Source organism: Dyella telluris (genome assembly GCF_014297575.1).
Classification (GTDB): domain Bacteria; phylum Pseudomonadota; class Gammaproteobacteria; order Xanthomonadales; family Rhodanobacteraceae; genus Dyella; species Dyella telluris.
In genome coordinates this window covers 277,537-294,662 of the sequence record NZ_CP060412.1, presented here as the reverse complement: position 1 = coordinate 294,662, position 17,126 = coordinate 277,537, and the positions used below count along the sequence as shown (strand labels likewise).

Annotated in this window: 15 protein-coding genes; 7 read left to right on the top strand and 8 right to left on the bottom strand. The window is 65.5% G+C overall.

Translation table 11 applies throughout. The features are described from left to right. Positions 1-28 precede the first annotated feature (28 nt). On the bottom strand, positions 29-586 hold the full coding sequence (locus tag H8F01_RS01495) for a hypothetical protein (protein ID WP_187057335.1): 558 nt from the start codon (positions 584-586) through the stop codon (positions 29-31). A gap of 229 nt (positions 587-815) precedes the next feature. Here H8F01_RS01495 and H8F01_RS01490 point away from each other — a divergent pair, with 229 nt between their 5' ends. The 6 genes from H8F01_RS01490 to H8F01_RS01465 all read left to right on the top strand — a co-directional run bounded on the left by H8F01_RS01490 (position 816) and on the right by H8F01_RS01465 (position 9,816). Next, entirely contained in the window at positions 816-2,450 is a 1,635-nt protein-coding gene (locus H8F01_RS01490; protein WP_187057334.1) for a DUF4034 domain-containing protein, read from the top strand. Between the two features lie 79 nt (positions 2,451-2,529). Then, a complete protein-coding gene (gene hutU / locus H8F01_RS01485; protein WP_187057333.1) occupies positions 2,530-4,200 on the top strand; it encodes a urocanate hydratase in 1,671 nt (556 codons plus the stop codon). 129 nt (positions 4,201-4,329) lie between these two features. Continuing rightward, complete coding sequence (gene bla, locus H8F01_RS01480) at positions 4,330-5,349, top strand: class A beta-lactamase (protein ID WP_187057332.1); 1,020 nt, start codon at positions 4,330-4,332, stop codon at positions 5,347-5,349. 111 nt (positions 5,350-5,460) lie between these two features. After that, entirely contained in the window at positions 5,461-5,856 is a 396-nt protein-coding gene (locus H8F01_RS01475) for an MAPEG family protein (protein ID WP_187057331.1), read from the top strand. Positions 5,857-6,220: 364 nt separating this feature from the next. Further along, positions 6,221-6,994 (top strand): iron-containing redox enzyme family protein, encoded by a 774-nt coding sequence (locus H8F01_RS01470; RefSeq protein ID WP_187059096.1) that lies wholly within the window; start codon positions 6,221-6,223, stop codon positions 6,992-6,994. 71 nt (positions 6,995-7,065) lie between these two features. Beyond that, positions 7,066-9,816, top strand: a complete 2,751-nt coding sequence (locus H8F01_RS01465) for a putative bifunctional diguanylate cyclase/phosphodiesterase (protein ID WP_187057330.1) — start codon at positions 7,066-7,068, stop codon at positions 9,814-9,816. Positions 9,817-9,825: 9 nt separating this feature from the next. Here the strand turns inward: H8F01_RS01465 and msrA are convergent, their stop codons facing one another. Next, a complete protein-coding gene (gene msrA, locus H8F01_RS01460) occupies positions 9,826-10,533 on the bottom strand; it encodes a peptide-methionine (S)-S-oxide reductase MsrA (protein WP_238481106.1) in 708 nt (235 codons plus the stop codon). A 182-nt stretch (positions 10,534-10,715) separates the two neighbouring features. On the opposite strand from msrA, the gene H8F01_RS01455 reads away from it, so the two are divergent. Continuing rightward, positions 10,716-11,543 carry an arylamine N-acetyltransferase family protein gene (locus H8F01_RS01455; RefSeq protein ID WP_187057329.1) on the top strand — a complete coding sequence of 276 codons (828 nt, stop codon included), beginning with the start codon at positions 10,716-10,718 and terminating at the stop codon, positions 11,541-11,543. 146 nt (positions 11,544-11,689) lie between these two features. Here H8F01_RS01455 and H8F01_RS01450 read toward each other — a convergent pair whose 3' ends face one another. From H8F01_RS01450 to H8F01_RS01425, 6 genes are all read right to left on the bottom strand, one after another. After that, positions 11,690-11,911 carry an RNA-binding S4 domain-containing protein gene (locus H8F01_RS01450; protein WP_187057328.1) on the bottom strand — a complete coding sequence of 74 codons (222 nt, stop codon included), beginning with the start codon at positions 11,909-11,911 and terminating at the stop codon, positions 11,690-11,692. A gap of 2 nt (positions 11,912-11,913) precedes the next feature. Then, positions 11,914-12,348 (bottom strand): barstar family protein, encoded by a 435-nt coding sequence (locus tag H8F01_RS01445; protein WP_187057327.1) that lies wholly within the window; start codon positions 12,346-12,348, stop codon positions 11,914-11,916. After that, the gene (locus H8F01_RS01440; protein ID WP_187057326.1) at positions 12,345-12,770 is read right to left on the bottom strand and encodes a guanyl-specific ribonuclease; all 426 of its coding nucleotides are present in this window, start codon (positions 12,768-12,770) and stop codon (positions 12,345-12,347) included. The genes H8F01_RS01445 and H8F01_RS01440 overlap by 4 nt, the downstream gene beginning before the upstream one ends. A 96-nt stretch (positions 12,771-12,866) precedes the next feature. Further along, a complete protein-coding gene (locus H8F01_RS01435; RefSeq protein WP_187057325.1) occupies positions 12,867-13,709 on the bottom strand; it encodes a DUF72 domain-containing protein in 843 nt (280 codons plus the stop codon). 84 nt (positions 13,710-13,793) lie between these two features. Next, positions 13,794-14,609 (bottom strand): AraC family transcriptional regulator, encoded by an 816-nt coding sequence (locus H8F01_RS01430; RefSeq protein WP_187057324.1) that lies wholly within the window; start codon positions 14,607-14,609, stop codon positions 13,794-13,796. Between the two features lie 48 nt (positions 14,610-14,657). Next, complete coding sequence (locus H8F01_RS01425; RefSeq protein WP_238481105.1) at positions 14,658-17,102, bottom strand: DUF3772 domain-containing protein; 2,445 nt, start codon at positions 17,100-17,102, stop codon at positions 14,658-14,660. Between the last annotated feature and the right edge of the window lie 24 nt (positions 17,103-17,126).

Below are 17,126 nucleotides of genomic sequence, written 5' to 3'. Positions count from 1 at the left end.
CATCAATGGCCCGCGTACCCAGGCCTGTTCATTTCACCGGTGCCATCAGGTGCTGATACGGCGTCCCCGCCCACATCACATAGGGCGCGCTGGTGTCGGGATCCGCACTCTTCGGATAGGCGTCGTAGAAACCGGAGTCGGCGCCCACCACCATCACGTGTGCCCCCGTCTTGATCCAGTGATTGCCCGCGGCAGGACCGGTGGCATACGGATCGGTGTTGCTTGCATCGGTGCCGCCCTCAAGCATGTACATCAAGCCGACTTTTCCTGCCGGCGGTGGCTTGTGGGCCATGTACGCGGAGATCCACTCCCACGCGTTGCGGTCCATGCACATCGGGTCCGGCCCGGGTGTGGCCGGGTTGTCGGGCATGCAGGTGAATCCGTTCTTGCCCTCGCGCAGCGTGCGCATCTTGCCCTGGGCATCCATGGCGACGATGGTTGCGTCCTTCGCCACGCCGGGAGGCGCGGCGCGCATCGCGCTGGCGATCAGTTCCTGGTCGGATGGAGCGCTTTTTTCGGCGCCGTAGGCGTCGGCAACGGTGAGCATGGCCAGCGTGAGCAACGCGGCGGAGCAGGTCGCGTTCATGGGAATTCCTCACTAGCTTGCGCGACGGTCCAGCCTGGGTTCCCTTTCGCAGTCTGGGCGTGCCCCAGGTTGCCTTCAATCGACCAGAAGGCTTAAGCGCGTCGGCCAGGCGAAGCGGTCAGGGCACCTTGTACCGGGGGCGGCTGCCCGGCAGGACGACGGTTGGCGGGTTCGGGCGTCGATGATACGGTTCTGCGCAATCACTGGGGGGAGCCAGGGAATGAATGTCATGAAGCATGAGTGGCCACGCCTGGCCGCCGTGGTTGCTCTGCGTGCTGCCGTTGTCGTCGCTGCGTTTCCGTTTGCTGCCGAAGCGACTGACACGCACGCCGCTGCCGCCGGTGCCGCCATGGCGGCGTCAACGGATGCCGGCGCGTTGGACGGCAGCAAGGCACACTCGGCCGAGCGTGAGCGCACCTATGCGTTTCTTGCTGCCGTGAAGCAGGCCGAAGCCATGGCCGATCCCTTGCAGCGATGCCTGAAGTATCCCGATCCGCCGGGAAGCCACTGGCCTGTTGCGGCCGTGGAAGCCTATTGCCGTTACCGCACGCAGCCGTTGGCACCTTATGACGAGGTGCGCACCCTGCTGCAGCGGGGCGAATTCGCCGAGGTCGAACGTCGCCTGGCCGCGCTGCTGCAGGACAAGCTGACCAAGCCCGAGCTGCGCAACGTCATGGATCACACCTTTGACAACTGGTTCAACCGCCCGGACCTGGAGCTGCGCCCCCTGCTGGAAAACTGGAAGCAGGCCGTGCCCAAGAGCGCATTCGCGTACGCAGCCAGTGGCGTCTCCTACGTTGCCATGGCAGCACATGCGCGTGGCGCGGGTTACATCGAGGACACACCTGCGAGCAATCTTGAGTCGATGGATCGCCTGATACGGCTGGCCGATGCCGATCTTCGCCGTGCGATCGAGCTGGATGCGAGGGTGACGCCGTCCTACAGCGCGATGGTCAGGGCGGCTCGCTACGGCATGGGCGACGTCTATCTGCAACAGACGACACAGGCGGCCTTGCGCGCCGATCCGGCGAACTTCGCGTTCTATGACACGTTGATGTGGGCGGTGCAGCCGAAGTGGGGTGGTTCACTGGAACAGATGAGGGCCCTCGGCAAGCTTGCGGTGAAACACGCGGGGCAGAACCCCGTGTTGTTGTTGCTGCCGGAAAAGGAACTTGGCTACGCGGCCGACCTGGATGGTGACAGCTGCACCACACCGGGACAGTTCGAGCACTACAGCGTCATCTTCGACCAGCCGGCCGTGGCCAGTCAGTTGCTCAAGGCGGGCACCCAGGCGGCCCAATGCAATCGTATCGAGCTTTCCGTCGTGTACTACTCCGAATCGCTGCGCTTCAATCCAGACGATAACGACACTCGCATCAGTCGCGCGAACGAGTTGAACGATTTCGATGAATCGGCCTGGGCACTGAAGGAGGTGGATGGCGTCGTGCGGCAGAACCCGCACGCCTGGCGCTTCGTGTTCTCACGTGGCTACGCGAACGAAAACCTGAACAACTACGAGGCCGCTGAAAAGGATTACCTGGCGGCACTGGCGCTCGATCCGGGAAATCAGGAGATCTACGGCCAGCTGGCCAAGCTCTATCTGGAAGGCACGCACGACTGGGAGAAGCTGTGGAAGCTCGACGAGCGCATGGTCGAGCTGTTTCCGCAGGAGCCTTACGTGTGGCTGTTGCGGGCGACGGTGCAGCAATACCAGCCGCGCGCTGGGCTGAAGGAAACCGCGGATTATTTCGAAGCGCATTTTGACAAGTCACCCGAACTGCACCAGCAATTGCTGAAGATGCGTGCGGCACAGGCGCTGCAGGAAGGCAAGGCCCGGACATCGGCCAAGGCAGCTGGCAAGTAAGTCGTTTGCCGCAGTGCAAGGCGTAGGGGCGGGGGGAGCTAGCCTATACTCGGCGTTCGATTTACCGGAGCACTCATCCATGAACGCCCCCACCCGTATCGATACCACCCGCACCATCCGCGCGCCGCGCGGCACCGAACTGAGCTGCAAGAGCTGGCTCACTGAGGCTCCGTTCCGCATGCTGCAGAACAACCTGGACCCGGAAGTGGCCGAGAATCCGGCCGAGCTGGTGGTCTACGGCGGCATCGGCCGGGCGGCGCGCAACTGGGAGTGTTTCGACGCCATCCTGCGTTCGCTGCGCGAACTCAACGACAACGAGACGTTGCTGATCCAGTCCGGCAAGCCGGTGGGCGTGTTCCCGACGCATCCGGACGCACCGCGCGTGCTGCTGGCTAATTCCAACCTGGTGCCGGCCTGGGCGAACTGGGAGCATTTCAACGAGCTCGATAAGAAGGGCTTGATGATGTACGGCCAGATGACGGCGGGGTCGTGGATCTACATCGGTTCGCAGGGCATTGTGCAGGGTACCTACGAGACGTTCGTGGAAATGGGTCGCCAGCACTACGGCGGCAACCTCAAGGGCAAGTGGATCCTCACCGCCGGCCTCGGTGGCATGGGTGGCGCGCAGCCGCTGGCGGCCACGCTGGCAGGCGCGTGCTCGCTCAACATCGAATGCCAGCAGAAGAGCATCGATTTCCGCCTGAAGACGCGTTATGTCGACGAGCAGGCGACGGATCTCGACGACGCCCTCGCGCGCATCGCCAAGTACACCGCTGCGGGCGAAGCGAAGTCGATTGCGTTGCTGGGCAATGCCGCCGACGTGCTGCCCGAACTCGTGCGTCGTGGGGTGCGCCCCGATGCGGTCACCGACCAGACCAGCGCGCACGATCCGGTCAACGGCTACCTGCCGCAAGGCTGGACCGTGGAGGAATGGTTCGAGCGTCGCAAGAGCGATCCGGCCGGTACGGCCAAGGCCGCCAAGCAGTCGATGAAGAAGCACGTGGAAGCCATGCTGGCGTTCCACGAACAGGGCATTCCCACCTTTGATTACGGCAACAACATCCGCCAGATGGCGAAGGACGAAGGCTGCGCGAACGCGTTTGCCTTTCCGGGCTTCGTGCCGGCCTTCGTGCGCCCGCTGTTCTGCCGTGGCGTGGGCCCGTTCCGCTGGGTGGCGTTGTCGGGCGATCCGGAAGACATTTACAAGACCGACCAGAAGGTGAAGGAGCTGATCCCGGATGATCCGCACCTGCATCGCTGGCTGGACATGGCGCGCGAGCGCATCAGCTTCCAGGGGCTGCCGGCGCGCATCTGCTGGGTGGGCCTGGGCTTGCGCCACAAGCTGGGCCTGGCGTTCAACGAAATGGTGCGCAACGGCGAGCTGAAGGCGCCGGTGGTGATCGGTCGCGATCATCTCGATTCGGGTTCCGTGGCCAGCCCCAACCGCGAAACCGAAGCCATGCGTGACGGCTCCGATGCCGTGAGCGACTGGCCGCTGCTGAACGCCATGCTCAACGTGGCCGGTGGCGCCACGTGGGTGTCGCTGCATCATGGTGGCGGCGTGGGCATGGGCTACTCACAGCATTCGGGCGTGGTGATCGTTTGCGACGGCAGCGAAGCGGCCGACCAGCGCATTGCGCGCGTGCTGTGGAACGACCCGGGCACGGGCGTGATGCGTCATGCCGACGCCGGTTACGACATCGCCATCGAGTGCGCGAAAGAGCAGGGGCTCAAGCTGCCCATGCTGTGAGGTGTTGGAGCCCTGCGCATGGCGCAGGGCTCCACAGTGGCCCGTCCGACGATGGACAGGCCGCTGCCCCGGCTTTGCCATGACCGGCTGCAACAGTGTCGGCCGCAAACCCATCGGCAAGGAATCCGCATGACCTTCCCCTATGCATGCCGTTCGCTGGCGGCCGCCATCTTCGCGCTGGCATGCGCCAGCATGTCGCCTGTGTCGATTGCGACGGAGCCGGCAAAAGCCGTCCATGCCGACGCGGCGCTCCAGCACTCGCTGGACGCGCTTGCGCAACGCGCGCTGCCGGCCACGCTGGGCATCGCCGTACTGGATCTGTCGAGCGGTGCGTCGGCACGCGTCAACGCCGAAGTCGCCTTCCCGATGATGAGCGTGTTCAAGGCGCCGGTGGCCGCCGCCGTGTTGTCGCGCGTGGATGAGGGCACGCTTTCGTTGCAGCAGCTGGTGTCGATCACGCGTGAGCAGGTGCAGGGCGGCTCCGCGATCCCTTCGGTGGGCGCGCATTTCCATGGCGAGCGCATGGACTTCACCATCGAGCAGCTCTTGAAGGCTGCCGTCAGCGAGAGCGACAACACTGCGGTGAACGCGCTGATCCGCACGGTGGGTGGCCCGGATGTGGTGATGGCGTACTTCCGGGCGCATGGCATCGACGGCATGCGGGTGGATCTGGACGAGGCTGGCATCGGACGCATCTTCGGCGGCCTGCCACCGGGCGGACAGGTGCCCGAGCATGAAACCGACGAGGCGGCGAAGCAGCGGTACAACCGGGGCTACCAGGCCTTCCTGAAGGACCCGCGCAATCGCACCACGCCGGATGCCGCCATCGTGTTCCTGCAGAAGCTGCAGGGCGGGGAGCTGCTGTCGCCCGCGTCCACGCAGCGCCTGCTGGCCTTGATGGAGGCGCAGACCATCCCCAACCGTCTGCGCGCCGGCCTGCCGCCAGGCCTGCGCTTTGCAGACAAGACGGGCACCAGCGGATCGTTGGGCAGCCGCACGGCGGCCTACAACGACATGGGCATCGTCACCTGGCCAGACGGCCGCAAGCTGCTCATCACCGCGTTCCTGATGGATTCGGCGACGACCGCCAGGGAGCGCGACCAGCTGTTCGCCGACATCGCACGCACGGTGACGGCTGCACATCCCTGATTGCTGCAGGCCTCATGCCTGCAGGCCCGACACCCGCCGGCCGGACTTCCGCCAGTGGTGCCGGACGGTGGCCCGGCGCATGATGTCGCCCATCCAACGAGGAGGTGCGACATGCCGGTCGAGCTGAAGATGCTGGGGTGGTCGATCCTGCTGGGGCTGGTCTATCTGGTGTTCGCCACGCTGCTGTCGTTGATGCAGCGCGGCATGAGGTGGAACGCCGGCAACCGCGAACAGCTTGTGGAGCTGACCGGACTGGCCGCGCGCGTCGACAGGTCCAGCCGCAATTTCATGGAAACGTTTGTGTTCTTCGCTGCCGCGGTGCTGGCGGTGGTGGTGGGGCAGTGCACCAGCGCCAAGACCGCGCTTGGCGCCGAGCTTTACCTCTGGGCCCGTGTGGTCTACCTGCCGGTGTACGCCATCGGCATTCCTTACCTGCGCACCCTGGTGTGGGCCGTCTCCGTGGTGGGCATCGTCATGGTGCTGTCCGGGCTGCTCGGCACCCTGTGACGCCGTCGCCGCGACGTGTGCGGCGGCAGTCTCGCGGGGCAGGTCGCGTCACGCGGATGTTGCCACCGCGCTTCGTGCGATTCCGGGGCGCCAGGGGCGCCTTTCTGTGTCGCAGTCGACGTCAAAAGATTGACGTTCGTCACGATTCCGGCGCCATTTTCTTGTCGCCCACGCCTTTTGCGGGGCTCCGCGCTTCGCGATGTTAGTGATATTTATCAAATAGTTGCGCGCATAATGCCGCCCGTCTCATAAGCGGGCGTTCGCAAGCTCTCCATCCGTGACCACACTGAAGGTCCGACGCATTGAGCGTTGGGCCGCCGGCAGGGTCTGGCGGTATTCCCTGATTGATCTGGAGAACTTGCTAATGAACACCAACACTGTACGCACCGGCTCGCTGACCGAAATTTCCAGCTACCCGAAGTGGGCGCGCGAGATGATCGAGGCCTGCGAACCCGCCCGCCGGAGCGTTCGCGACCATGTGATGTGGGACATGATGAGCGAAGGCAGCATTGACCTGGCAACGATGCGCAACTTCATGGTCGGCACCTGGTCGCTGATCGAACGCTTCCCGTCCTTCATGGCACTAAACCTGCTGAAGACACGTTATGGCAGGAGTGCCGGCGACAACATGGCACGACGTTGGCTGGTACGTAATATCCGCGTGGAGCAGAACCATGCCGAGTACTGGCTGGACTGGGCCGAAGGTGCCGGCGTATCGCGGGAGGAGGTGCTGGATGGCATGCCGCCCCGCGGCACCCAGACGGCGGCGGACTGGTGCCACGACGTCAGCGGCCGGGACAGCCTGGCTGCAGGCATCGCGGCGACCAACTACGCTATCGAGGGTGTCACGGGCGAGTGGTCCCAGAAGGTCTTCGACAGTGTGGCGTATGCCAACAGCCTGCCGGAGGCCGGTCGCAAGGCCACCCTGCGTTGGCTTCAGCTACACGCGGCATATGACGATACTCATCCCTGGGAGGCGCTGGAGATCGTCTGCACCCTGATGGGCAGCCAGCCCGCCGCGGAGGAAGTGGAGCACGTGCGTGAATGTATTGAACGCAGTTATGTAAGCCTGCATTACGGCCTTGAGCGCTGCCTCCTGCAGCACGAGGTTGGCGGGGTCGAAGAGCAGGCGGCGTAACGGGGATCCCGTGGTCGATGGCGTAACGGGACGAGATGCAGCTTTATGGAACGGTCGTGTAAAAGGACGCCATGGATTTGATCCGTAGCACCTCTCCAAGACCGCTGTCCCAGCGCCTGAGGCCACTGGCCTATGGGCTGGTGGCCGTTATCGGCCTGATTCTCGCGCTTACCTGGGGAGCCCTCCAGGTTCAGGTCACTCTCGCCGGTTTCCTCAACGGCGAGAGTGTCTGGAGCAAGGCGCAGAAGCAGGCGGTGGTTGACCTGCTCGGCTATGCGGAAAACGGCGAGGCCACGCGTCTCGCCGCTTTCCACGAAAGCTACCAGCTGCTCCGCTCCGACGGCTGGGCACGCGACGCCATTGCCTCGGGCCATTACGACCGGACGCAGGTCCACGAGGCCTTCCAGCGCGGCAAGATCCTGGCCCAGTCCGAACCCGGCATGATCTTCATGCTGCGCTACTGCACCGGCGCGCCGCACATGCGCGAGGCCGTGTCCCTCTGGCGTGAGGCGGATCGTCCGCTGTCGCGCCTGAACGACGTGGCCGGGGAGCTGCAGGACGCCTATGCAGGCGGCCGGCCCGAGCACGCCTGGCTGCAGTGGCAGATGGACCGCATCAATGGGTTGAACCGCGAGCTGGAGCCGCTCACCAACGACTTCTCGCTGGAGGTGGCGCAGGGCGCCATCTGGCTGGGACGGGTGCTGTTCATCGGGGTGTTCCTTACCGCCTGCGCCGCCTCGCTGATCTGGATGCGCACGGCGCGACGCATCCTGATCCGCATCCGCGGCACGGAGGAGCGCTACAGCGTGCTGTTCAACAGCGCCGCCGACGCCATCCTGATGGTCGACGAGGACAGCGGGCGCATCCTCGACGCGAACCGCACGGCGCTGCAGTGGACCGGGCGCGACGTGGATCATCTGGCGGGCGAGCAGTTGTCCTCGTTCTTCAATCCGCTGCTGCACCGGGCCGATGGCGCAGTGACCGGCGAACTGAAGGGCCCTGATGAGGAACTGCGGCCGGTGGAAATGCGCAGCAGCGTGACGCACTGGGGCACCAAGAGCGTGCGCCAGTCCATCATGCGCGACATCACCGAGCGCGTGAATCTGGAGCAGCAGCGACGCATTGCTTCGGAGGCCCTGGCCAGCATTGCCGAGGGCGTGATCATCGCCGACGCCGACCGCCGCGTGGCCCGCGTGAATGCCGCGCACATCCGCATGACCGGATTTACCGTGCAGGCCCTTCAGGGCCTGCGTTTCGACGACCTGCGCTGCCTGGCCGACGGCTCGCTGCTGCCCGAATCGGTGTGGGACACCATCGAGTCTGAAGGCAACTGGGTCGGCGAAGTGCGCAGCCGGCGCATGGACGGCACCAGCTACCCGGAACTGCTCAGCATCAGCGCCATCCGCAACGCGGAAGGCGAAGTGCAGCATTACGTAGCCGTGATCAACAACATCAGCGCGGCGAAGGCGAACGAGCAGCGCCTGCAGTACATGGCCGCGCACGATACGCTCACCGGCCTGGCCAACCGAGCCGAGTTCGAGCGGCGCTGCGTACAGGCGGTCACCGCCGCCGAGCGCGACCGCGGCATGGCAGCGGTGGTATTCATCGACCTCGATGCCTTCAAGGCCGTGAACGACAGCTACACGCACGCCATTGGCGACCACCTGCTGGTGAAGGTGGCCGAACGCATTGCCTATGAACTGGGCGACAAGGGCGTGGCGGGGCGCATCGGCGGTGACGAATTCACCGTACTGATTCCCGCCATGCATTCGCGCGAGCAGGCCAGCGCCCTGGCGGGGCGCCTGCTGACCGTGCTGTCGGCGCCGTTCGCGGTGGGTGATTATGAACTGGCACTCAGCGCCAGCATCGGCATTGCCTGCTTTCCGCTGGATGGCACCGATGTGCCCACGCTGATCACCAACGCGGACGCGGCGATGTACGCGGCCAAGACAGAAGAGCGCAACGCGTTCCGCTTCTATTCGCCGCGCATGCAGGCGGATGCGCGGCGCCGCATTGCGCTGGCGTCGGAACTGCGCAAGGCGCTGGCTGACAATGAGTTCCGGCTGATGTATCAGCCCACCGTGGAAATGCGCACCGGCCGCATCGTGGCCGTCGAAGCCTTGCTGCGCTGGTTCCACCCACAGCGCGGGCTGATCTCACCGGGTGAATTCATCCCCATGGCGGAGAAGCTCGGCCTGATCCGCCGCATCGACCAGTGGGTGCTGCAGGCGGCCTGCGAGCAGATGTACGAATGGGATTCGACCGGCCTGCCGCCGCTGCGCATGGCGGTGAACGTGTCCGCGAACTGGTTCGGTCAGGCCAATTTCGTCGACGAAATCCGCATGCTGCTGGAGGCGCGCCGTTTGTCGCCGGCGCGGCTGATGCTGGAAATCACCGAGGGCGCGATCCTGCGCCTCGGCGAGGAAATGGAGCGCACGCTGCACGCGCTCCACGCACTGGGCGTGAGCGTGGCCATTGACGATTTCGGTACCGGCTATTCGTCGATGAGCTACCTGAAGATGCGCGCCATCGATTACCTGAAGATCGACCAGAGCTTCGTCGCTGGCCTGCCGGACGATGGCAGCGACGGCGCCATCATCGAAGCCATGCTCACGCTGTGCCGGCGGCTGGATATCAGCCCGATCGCCGAAGGCATCGAAACCGAAGAACAGCACCGCTTCCTGCTGCGTGCAGGTTGCGTCGAAGGCCAGGGCTTCCTGTACTCGCGCCCGGTGGAGCCGGCCGTCATCGCGCAACTGCTCACCCCCGGGCGACGCCAGGGCAACTCGCACCTGCGTCTGGTGCCACCCGAGGCGAGCTGAGCGCCCGGCTCAGTGCAGCAGCACGCTGACCACTTCGTGGTCAGGCACGTACAGGTCGGGAAACTGCTGCTTGAGGTGTGACACCTTGGGCGCGTCGTTGAACACGATGTACGGGTCATCCGGATGCCGCTTTGCATAATCCTGATGGTAGGACTCCGCGGCATAGAAGCCCTTGAGCGGCACTACCTGGGTCACGATGGCATCGGGAAACGCATGGGCTGCCGAAAGCTGGGCGATATAGGCCGTGGCGATGCGCTTCTGCTCGTCATTGCCGTAGAAGATGACCGAGCGGTACTGCGTGCCCACGTCAGGGCCCTGGCGATTGAGTTCAGTGGGGTCCGTGGCCACCGAGAAATACACCTTCAGTAGCTGGCCGTAGCTGACCTTGGCGGGGTCGTAGACGATCTTCACCGACTCGGCGTGGCCGGTGTCACCGTCGCTGACCCGGTCGTAGTCGGCCGTGTTGGCCGCGCCGCCGGAGTAGCCCGCCGATACCTTCTTCACGCCCTTGACGTGCTCGAACACCGATTGCAGGCCCCAGAAGCAGCCGCCGGCAAGCACGGCGACCTGGTCGCCCTGGGCGGGCGTGGCGTTGACGGCAGGGTCGGGCAGGGGCGCATGGTCGTTGCCGGCCGTGGCCAGCGTGCATGCCGTGACGCCGGCCATCAGCAACAGGCCGGCAACGGGAGGGAACCACTTGAATCGGCGGATGCTCATGAAGGAACGCTCCATCGAGGGGAGGGACGTCAAGGCCCGTCGCCACCGGCACGGGCTCTGCTTCCTTATTCGCCACGGGATCGCCTGCGGTTACCTGCATGCTGGCACGGCCCGGCCGGTGGCGTGCGAAGGCCGCGCCAAGGCGGTGTTATGGTGGGGATTCCCTCCCCGTGGACGTCCCCATGTCGCACCGGCTCGATCTGGACCGTTATCTGCAGCGCATCGATTACGTGGGCGAGCCGCGGGTGGATGTCGCCACCCTGCGCGCGCTGGCTACCGCGCACATCGCCGCCATTCCGTTCGAGAACCTCGACCCCTTGCTGGGCACGCCGGTATCGCTGGACCTGGCCGCCATCGAGCACAAGCTGGTGGAGAGCGGGCGCGGTGGCTACTGCTTCGAACAGAACGGGCTATTCATCGCCGCACTGCGCGCCATCGGCTTCGACGTGTCGGGCCTGATTGCCCGCGTGCTGTGGAACAAGCCCGAGGATGCCGAGGTGCCGCAGACGCACATGCTGCTGCGGGTGGAGGTGGAGGGCGAAAGCTGGCTGGCCGACGTGGGCTTCGGCAGCATGGCACTGGGTGGCGCACTGCGCCTGGTGGTGGATGAAGCACAGCCTACGTCGCTGGAACCGTTCCGGCTGGTCACGGACGGCGTCCACTGGCGCACGCAGGCGCTGGTGCGCGACGAATGGCGCACGCTCTATCGCTTTCGCCTGCAGCCTGCCGAAGCCATCGACTATGTCGTGGCCAACCATTTCACCTCGACCCATCCCACATCGCACTTCCTGCACTCGTTGATTGTCGCGCGCACGCTGCACGACCGTCGTCTGGGCCTGCGTGATCGCGAGTTCGTGGTGCATGCGCTGGGGCAGGAGTCGGTGCGTCGCACCCTGCAGGGCACGGCGGAGATCCGGCGCGTGCTGGAGGAACAGTTTGGCCTCCGCCTGCCTGCGTCGCCGTTGCTTGATGCAAAGCTCGATGCGTTGCCGATGCCGGCAGCGGTCTGAGGGCAACGCTCAGACGGAATGTTTCATGCACGAGCGCACCCTGTGCGCGACCGCAGGTCCCCAGGCACGTCGAAGCGTGTGAGGTTGCGGTCGCGCACAGGGTGCGCTCCTGCAACAGCAAGGCGGTGCTGGCGCCTCGCTACTACTCAGTCCAGCCCATGCACGTGGATGACGAAATCCTCCACCTGCACCACCTGGCCTACGTGGATCTTGCAGGTCTTGCGCAGCTCCTGCGCGCCGTCCACATAGACCGCTCCGCTGGCCACGATGGCCTTGCCGGCGCCGCCGCTGTCACACAGGCCCACCAGCTTCAGCAGCTGGTTGAGTTCGACGTAGTCGCGGTCCAGTTCAAATTCGAGTTCTTGCATGGTCAGGCGTCGGCTTCGTCAAAGGCGCTTTCAGGCAGCGCGAAAAATACAAAGAAGGGGGCGTTGGCTTCCTGCCAGTAATCGACAGCTTCCTCGAGGATGTCCAGCAGCATGTCGAAGTCGTCTTCATTGCGGTCACGCATGTCCTGCGCGTGGTCGAACAGCAGGATGTAACCGCTGGCCTTCAGCCACGAAAGGTCGCGCATGCTGTCGGCCAGTGCATCCCAGTTGCGGCCGAAATCGGTCGGCAGCTGCAGTGCCTGGGTAAGGCGGTCGAACAGGGCATCGTGGTCGGTGTACTCGGCCAGGTTCACGCGGCATACGCGCAGGCCCTGCATGCCGGCGGCTTCGGCCAGCGGTTCCAGGTCTTCGCTGGTGACAAAGAAGATGCCGCCGTGTTCGGCGTCGCCGAAGTCGAGATCAAATTGCGCGCTCATCGGGATACCTCGAACTGTCGAAACGTGCGGTAGTGGTCGTCGGTGTAGTAGTAGACCTGCGGTGGCGTGCCACCGGTGATGATGCGCCGGGCCCCGCGGTAATCGAGCCCGGGCGTATCCACGGTGTACTCGTGGTAGTAGCCCTCGGGCTGCGCCGGCAGACGATGTTCGCGGTTCTGGAATACCACGCCATCCTGGCGATGCTCGAACGGGCCGCCAGTGGCGATGCGCCGCAGCTCATCGGCGGCCTCCGGAGGAAGGAACGATGGCAGCGAACCCTGGCCAGCCGTGGCGGCGGGCGTGGCCGTGGTGGCCGGCGGGGCGAAGCTGCCGTGCGGTGAGGATTCGGGCGTGTGCCGGCCCCACAGCAGCGCCGCAATGGCCAGCACGGCCAGCAGGAGCAGGGGCTTCAATGCGCGCATGATGAGTGGCCTGGGCAAGGTGGCGCGATTTTAGGGCAACGCCGGACAAGTATCACGGCCAGCGTGGCCTCTGGAATGCGAGTCGGCATGCCGGTTTCAGCCGGCGTCGTCGACGCGTTGCTGCAGAGCCATGGCGGCGGCCGGATTGCGTTCTTTGGCGCTGCTGATGAAGTAGATGAACACGTCGCGCGGGGTTTGCTGCGACAGCGCCGCCGACGAGTGCGGGAGCTCAGGGAGGTCATGGCCCTTGGCCCAGGCATGCGCGCGCCGGCTCCAGGCATCGAGATCGGCCGGTGCGTAACCTGTCTCCACATGCGATTCGCTGCGCATCAGCCGCGCATAGGCGAAATCGCCCGTAAGGTCGGCCAGCGACGGATATTGCGGCGAGTCGGTGAACACGGTGGGGATGCGATACGAGCGCGCGAGTTCCACGTAGCGCTCGTCCAGGAAGCTGGTGTGGCGCACTTCCAGCACGTGCCGCATGGGCCGGCCATTGAGTTCGCGTGGCAACAGGTCGAGAAAGGCGGCCAGGTCGCCGGCGTCGAACGCCCGCGACGGCGTGAGCTGCCACAGTACCGGGCCCAGGCGGTCGCCGAATTCGGCCAGGCCGCCGAACACGAAACCGTCGATGCCGCGGCCGGCGTCGGCCAGGCGCTTGCCTTCGGTGACATAACGCGGTGCCTTCAGCGAGAAAACGAAACCATCCGGCGTTTCGGACGCCCATTTCGCGTATGTCGCCGGCTTCTGCGCGCCGTAGTAGGTGCCGTTGATCTCAATGGCGCGCAGGTGCCGGCTGGCGTATTCGAGCTCGCGTCGCTGCACCAGGCCCGCAGGGTAGAAGTTGTTGCGCCAGGGCGCGAAATTCCAGCCGCCGATGCCGGTGCGGATACGCGAGGCAGGGCCCTCGGTGGGCGCGGGAGAAAACAGGTCGCTGGGCATGGCGGGGCGGGCTCGCAAGGGAGGCGCATGATGCCATGGCCAGGGTGAAGGGACGCGTGACTGCTCGCGCGCGACCCGCCGGCCTCAGCCGAGTGGAAGATGATTCGGATAAGGCCCGCGCGCTGCCATGAAGGCGGTGGGTGTCATGCCGGCGAAGGCGCGGAACTCGTGCACGAGATGCGCCTGGTCGCCGTAGCCGCCGTCGATCGCCACGCCACTCCAGTCCACCCCGGTCGAGGCGTACACCGCATCCACCACGTGGCGAAAACGCATGAGTCGCGCGTAGTGCTTCGGTCCCATGCCCACCTGGCGGCGGAACAGGCGACCGAAGCGGTACTCGGACAGCCCGGTGTCGCGTACCAACGGGCCGATGCGCGCCACCTGCGGTCGCGCGCCGATTTCGCCCAGGGCGTAAAGCACTTCGGGCGCCAGCCGTGGCATGCGCATGTGCGCCAGCAGCCATTGTTCCAGCAGGGCCAGTCGCGCGTGGGCGCACGGAGTATCCAGCAAGCGCTCGCGCAGACCGTGCGCGCTGCTGCCGAAGATGTCCTCCAGCCCGATGTCGCGATCCACCAGTGTCTCGTGATCTTCACCAGTGAGTGCATGCGCGCCGCCGGGCCGGAATACCGCGCCCATCACGCGCACCTGTTCGGCAGTGTCGATGATCTGGCTGCGCAGGCAGGGCCCGCCGATGACTGATGCTGCCGACCGCACGCATCGCTTCCCGGCGTCATCCTGGTAGACCCGGGTTTCGTTCTCGTGGAGGTTGATGATCAGCGACGCGCCCGGCACAGGCAGCACCCGCTCCAGGTGATGGGCTGCCGGGGGCATGTCCCAGTCCCACAGGCGGGAGATCAGCGCATCGAGTGGTGGCGCGGGTGCAACGACAAGGTGTCCCATCGGCTGGCTCCGGTCGTTACCCGAGTCTAGGCCGATGGGGCGCGCGTGTCAGGTCGACTGTCCCGGAATCACGGTGGTGGATGGCTGCGGTGCCGTGGCGGCATCGTGCTGCATGGTGCGTACCACCATGTCCTGCGGCGTGGTGAGCGGCAGGTTGGCCTTGCGCAGGCGGTCCACGATCTCGAACAGCAGGTCGCTCTTCACCGTGCTCACCTCACGCGGATTGCTCACATAGGCGGTGCACACGAACATCATCGAGCCCGCATCGATGCTGTCCAGCGTGACGGAAGGCGAGGGCGTATTCAGCGTCACCGTGTGATTGCGCAGGATGTCGAAGATGATCTGCCGAACCTTGGAGGCATCCGAGCTCAGCGGCATCGGCAGGCGGATCTGCACGCGGCCCTGGGCGTTGGCCAGGGTCACGTTGCGCACGTTCTGGGTGATCAGCTGGGAGTTGGGCACGATCACCACGGAGCGGTCCCCTTGCTGGATTTCGGTGGCGCGCACGTTGATGCGCTTGATGTCGCCTTCTACGCCGCTGATGCTCACCCAGTCGCCCACTTTCACCGGACGCTCGGCCAGCAGGATCAGGCCGGAGATGAAGTTCTGCACGACCGCCTGCAGGCCGAAACCGATACCCACTGACAACGCACTGGCCACCCAGGCGATGCTCTGTACGTTCACCTTCATCGCGCCGAGCACCAGCACGAACACCAGGATGCCGCCGACGTAACCCAGCAGGGTCACGATGGACATCTGCATGCCCACGTCCAGCGAGGTCTTGGGAAGGAACTGCTGGCTGAGCCAGCGTTTGCCCAGGCGCACGATGACGCTGCCCACCAGCAGCATCAGCGCGGCATTGAAGATGCTGGTGGGCTCGATGGTCAGCGTGCCTACCGATAGCCCGTTGAAGAAGCGGGTGCCGCGATCCACCAGTTCGGTGGGGCCCGCGCCGTAGGGTGCAAGGATCAGCGGAATGGCGAACAGCAGCAGGAAAGCGCGTCCCACGCCGGACAGGACGGTGGCCGTCTGCTCCAGGCGCGCCGGCGCGATGCCAAAGTTGTCCTGCATGCGCTGGCCCGTGCGGGAGTCGGGCGAAAGCAGCGACTCGCACAGGTCGTTGATGATGTGCATGAACACGTAAAGCGCGGCGATGAGGAAGCCGGCGCGGATCATCTGCTGGGCCACGTAGAAGCCGAGCGCGATGTAGCCGGTCAACACCGACAGCAACGAGATGACCATGCCGATGAAGGCGCACAGCACCAGCAGGCCGACCCACAGCGGGCGCTTGGCCGGCGTTTCGCCGGTGGCGAGCAGGGCGCGCCGCGCGCGGCTCATCAATACCAGCGCGTAGGCCACCAGGCCGCCGATCAGGGTGGCCACCAGGGCATTGGCTGCCATGGCGGTGGCCAGGCTTGCACCGATGTCGTTGGTGATGCGCTCGATGATGGCCATCAGCAGCGCGCAGAGAGCCATCAGCGTGGGGAACGGCCACAGCCGCGTGGCCAGGTCATCCGAAATGGGCGGCAGGCGCCATGACGGATGCTTGACCATCAGCAGGGCACGACCCAGGCCAGCCATGGTTGCTGTGAAGAACATCAGGCGCACCAGCGGGCGCACCAGGTTGTCCAGGTCCTGATCGAACACGCCGTTCCAGTTCACGGCAAGGTAGATCAGCCAGGCGGCCGTGCCATAGACCAGCATGGTCGCCACGGTCACCAGCAGGGCCATGGCGCTGCGCCGCAGGTGGCCGGAAGGCAGGTAGCGTGCGGCGATCTCCAGCAACTGGTGTTCCAGCAGGCGACGGCCGCCGGCCATCAGGGCGATGGCGGCGATCAGGCACAGGATGAACGGCGCGCGGTTATCCGGCTGCCAGGCCTGGCCAAGGGCGCCTTTCAGCGACTGCCACAGCTGGCTGAAGTTGGCGCGGTCATCGGGGAAGCTCTGGCGCAGCCGGCTCCAGAACGCGACGCTCACGGGCGAAGCGGTGCGCTGGCTGATCTGCGCATTGAACAGGTCGCGGCGCAGCGCGCTGATCTCGGTGAGCATCTGCTGGCTGTCGCGGCTCAGCAGCTTGGCTTGCTTGAGTTGGCCGTTGAGGTCGGCCTGGTCTTTCAGCAGCTGCTTGCGCTGGCTGGCCACCTCCGGCGCTTCCGCCGGGGCACCTTTTTCCGGCGCCGGGCCCAGCACATCGAGCTTGGCCTTGAGGGAATCGGCCTGCGGCGCGAGGCTGGCGGTGAGCAGGTCGGCCTGCTGCTGCACGCTCTGCGTGGAAGAGCGGGCCGCCGTCAGCATCTCGTCGGTGAGCTTGGTCTTGTCGATCAGGCTCTGCTTGACCTTGTCCAACTGCGCGCTCAGCTGGTCGGGCGTGGCCAGCGCGGTCTGCTGGATCTGCGCGTTGCTTTGGGCATCCTGCGCGTAGAGCGGGAATGCGCCACCGAGGGCGATGACGAGAATCAGCAGCAGGCGATACAGGATAGGCATGCGGCGCATGATCCGGACCCGTCCTGAACCGGT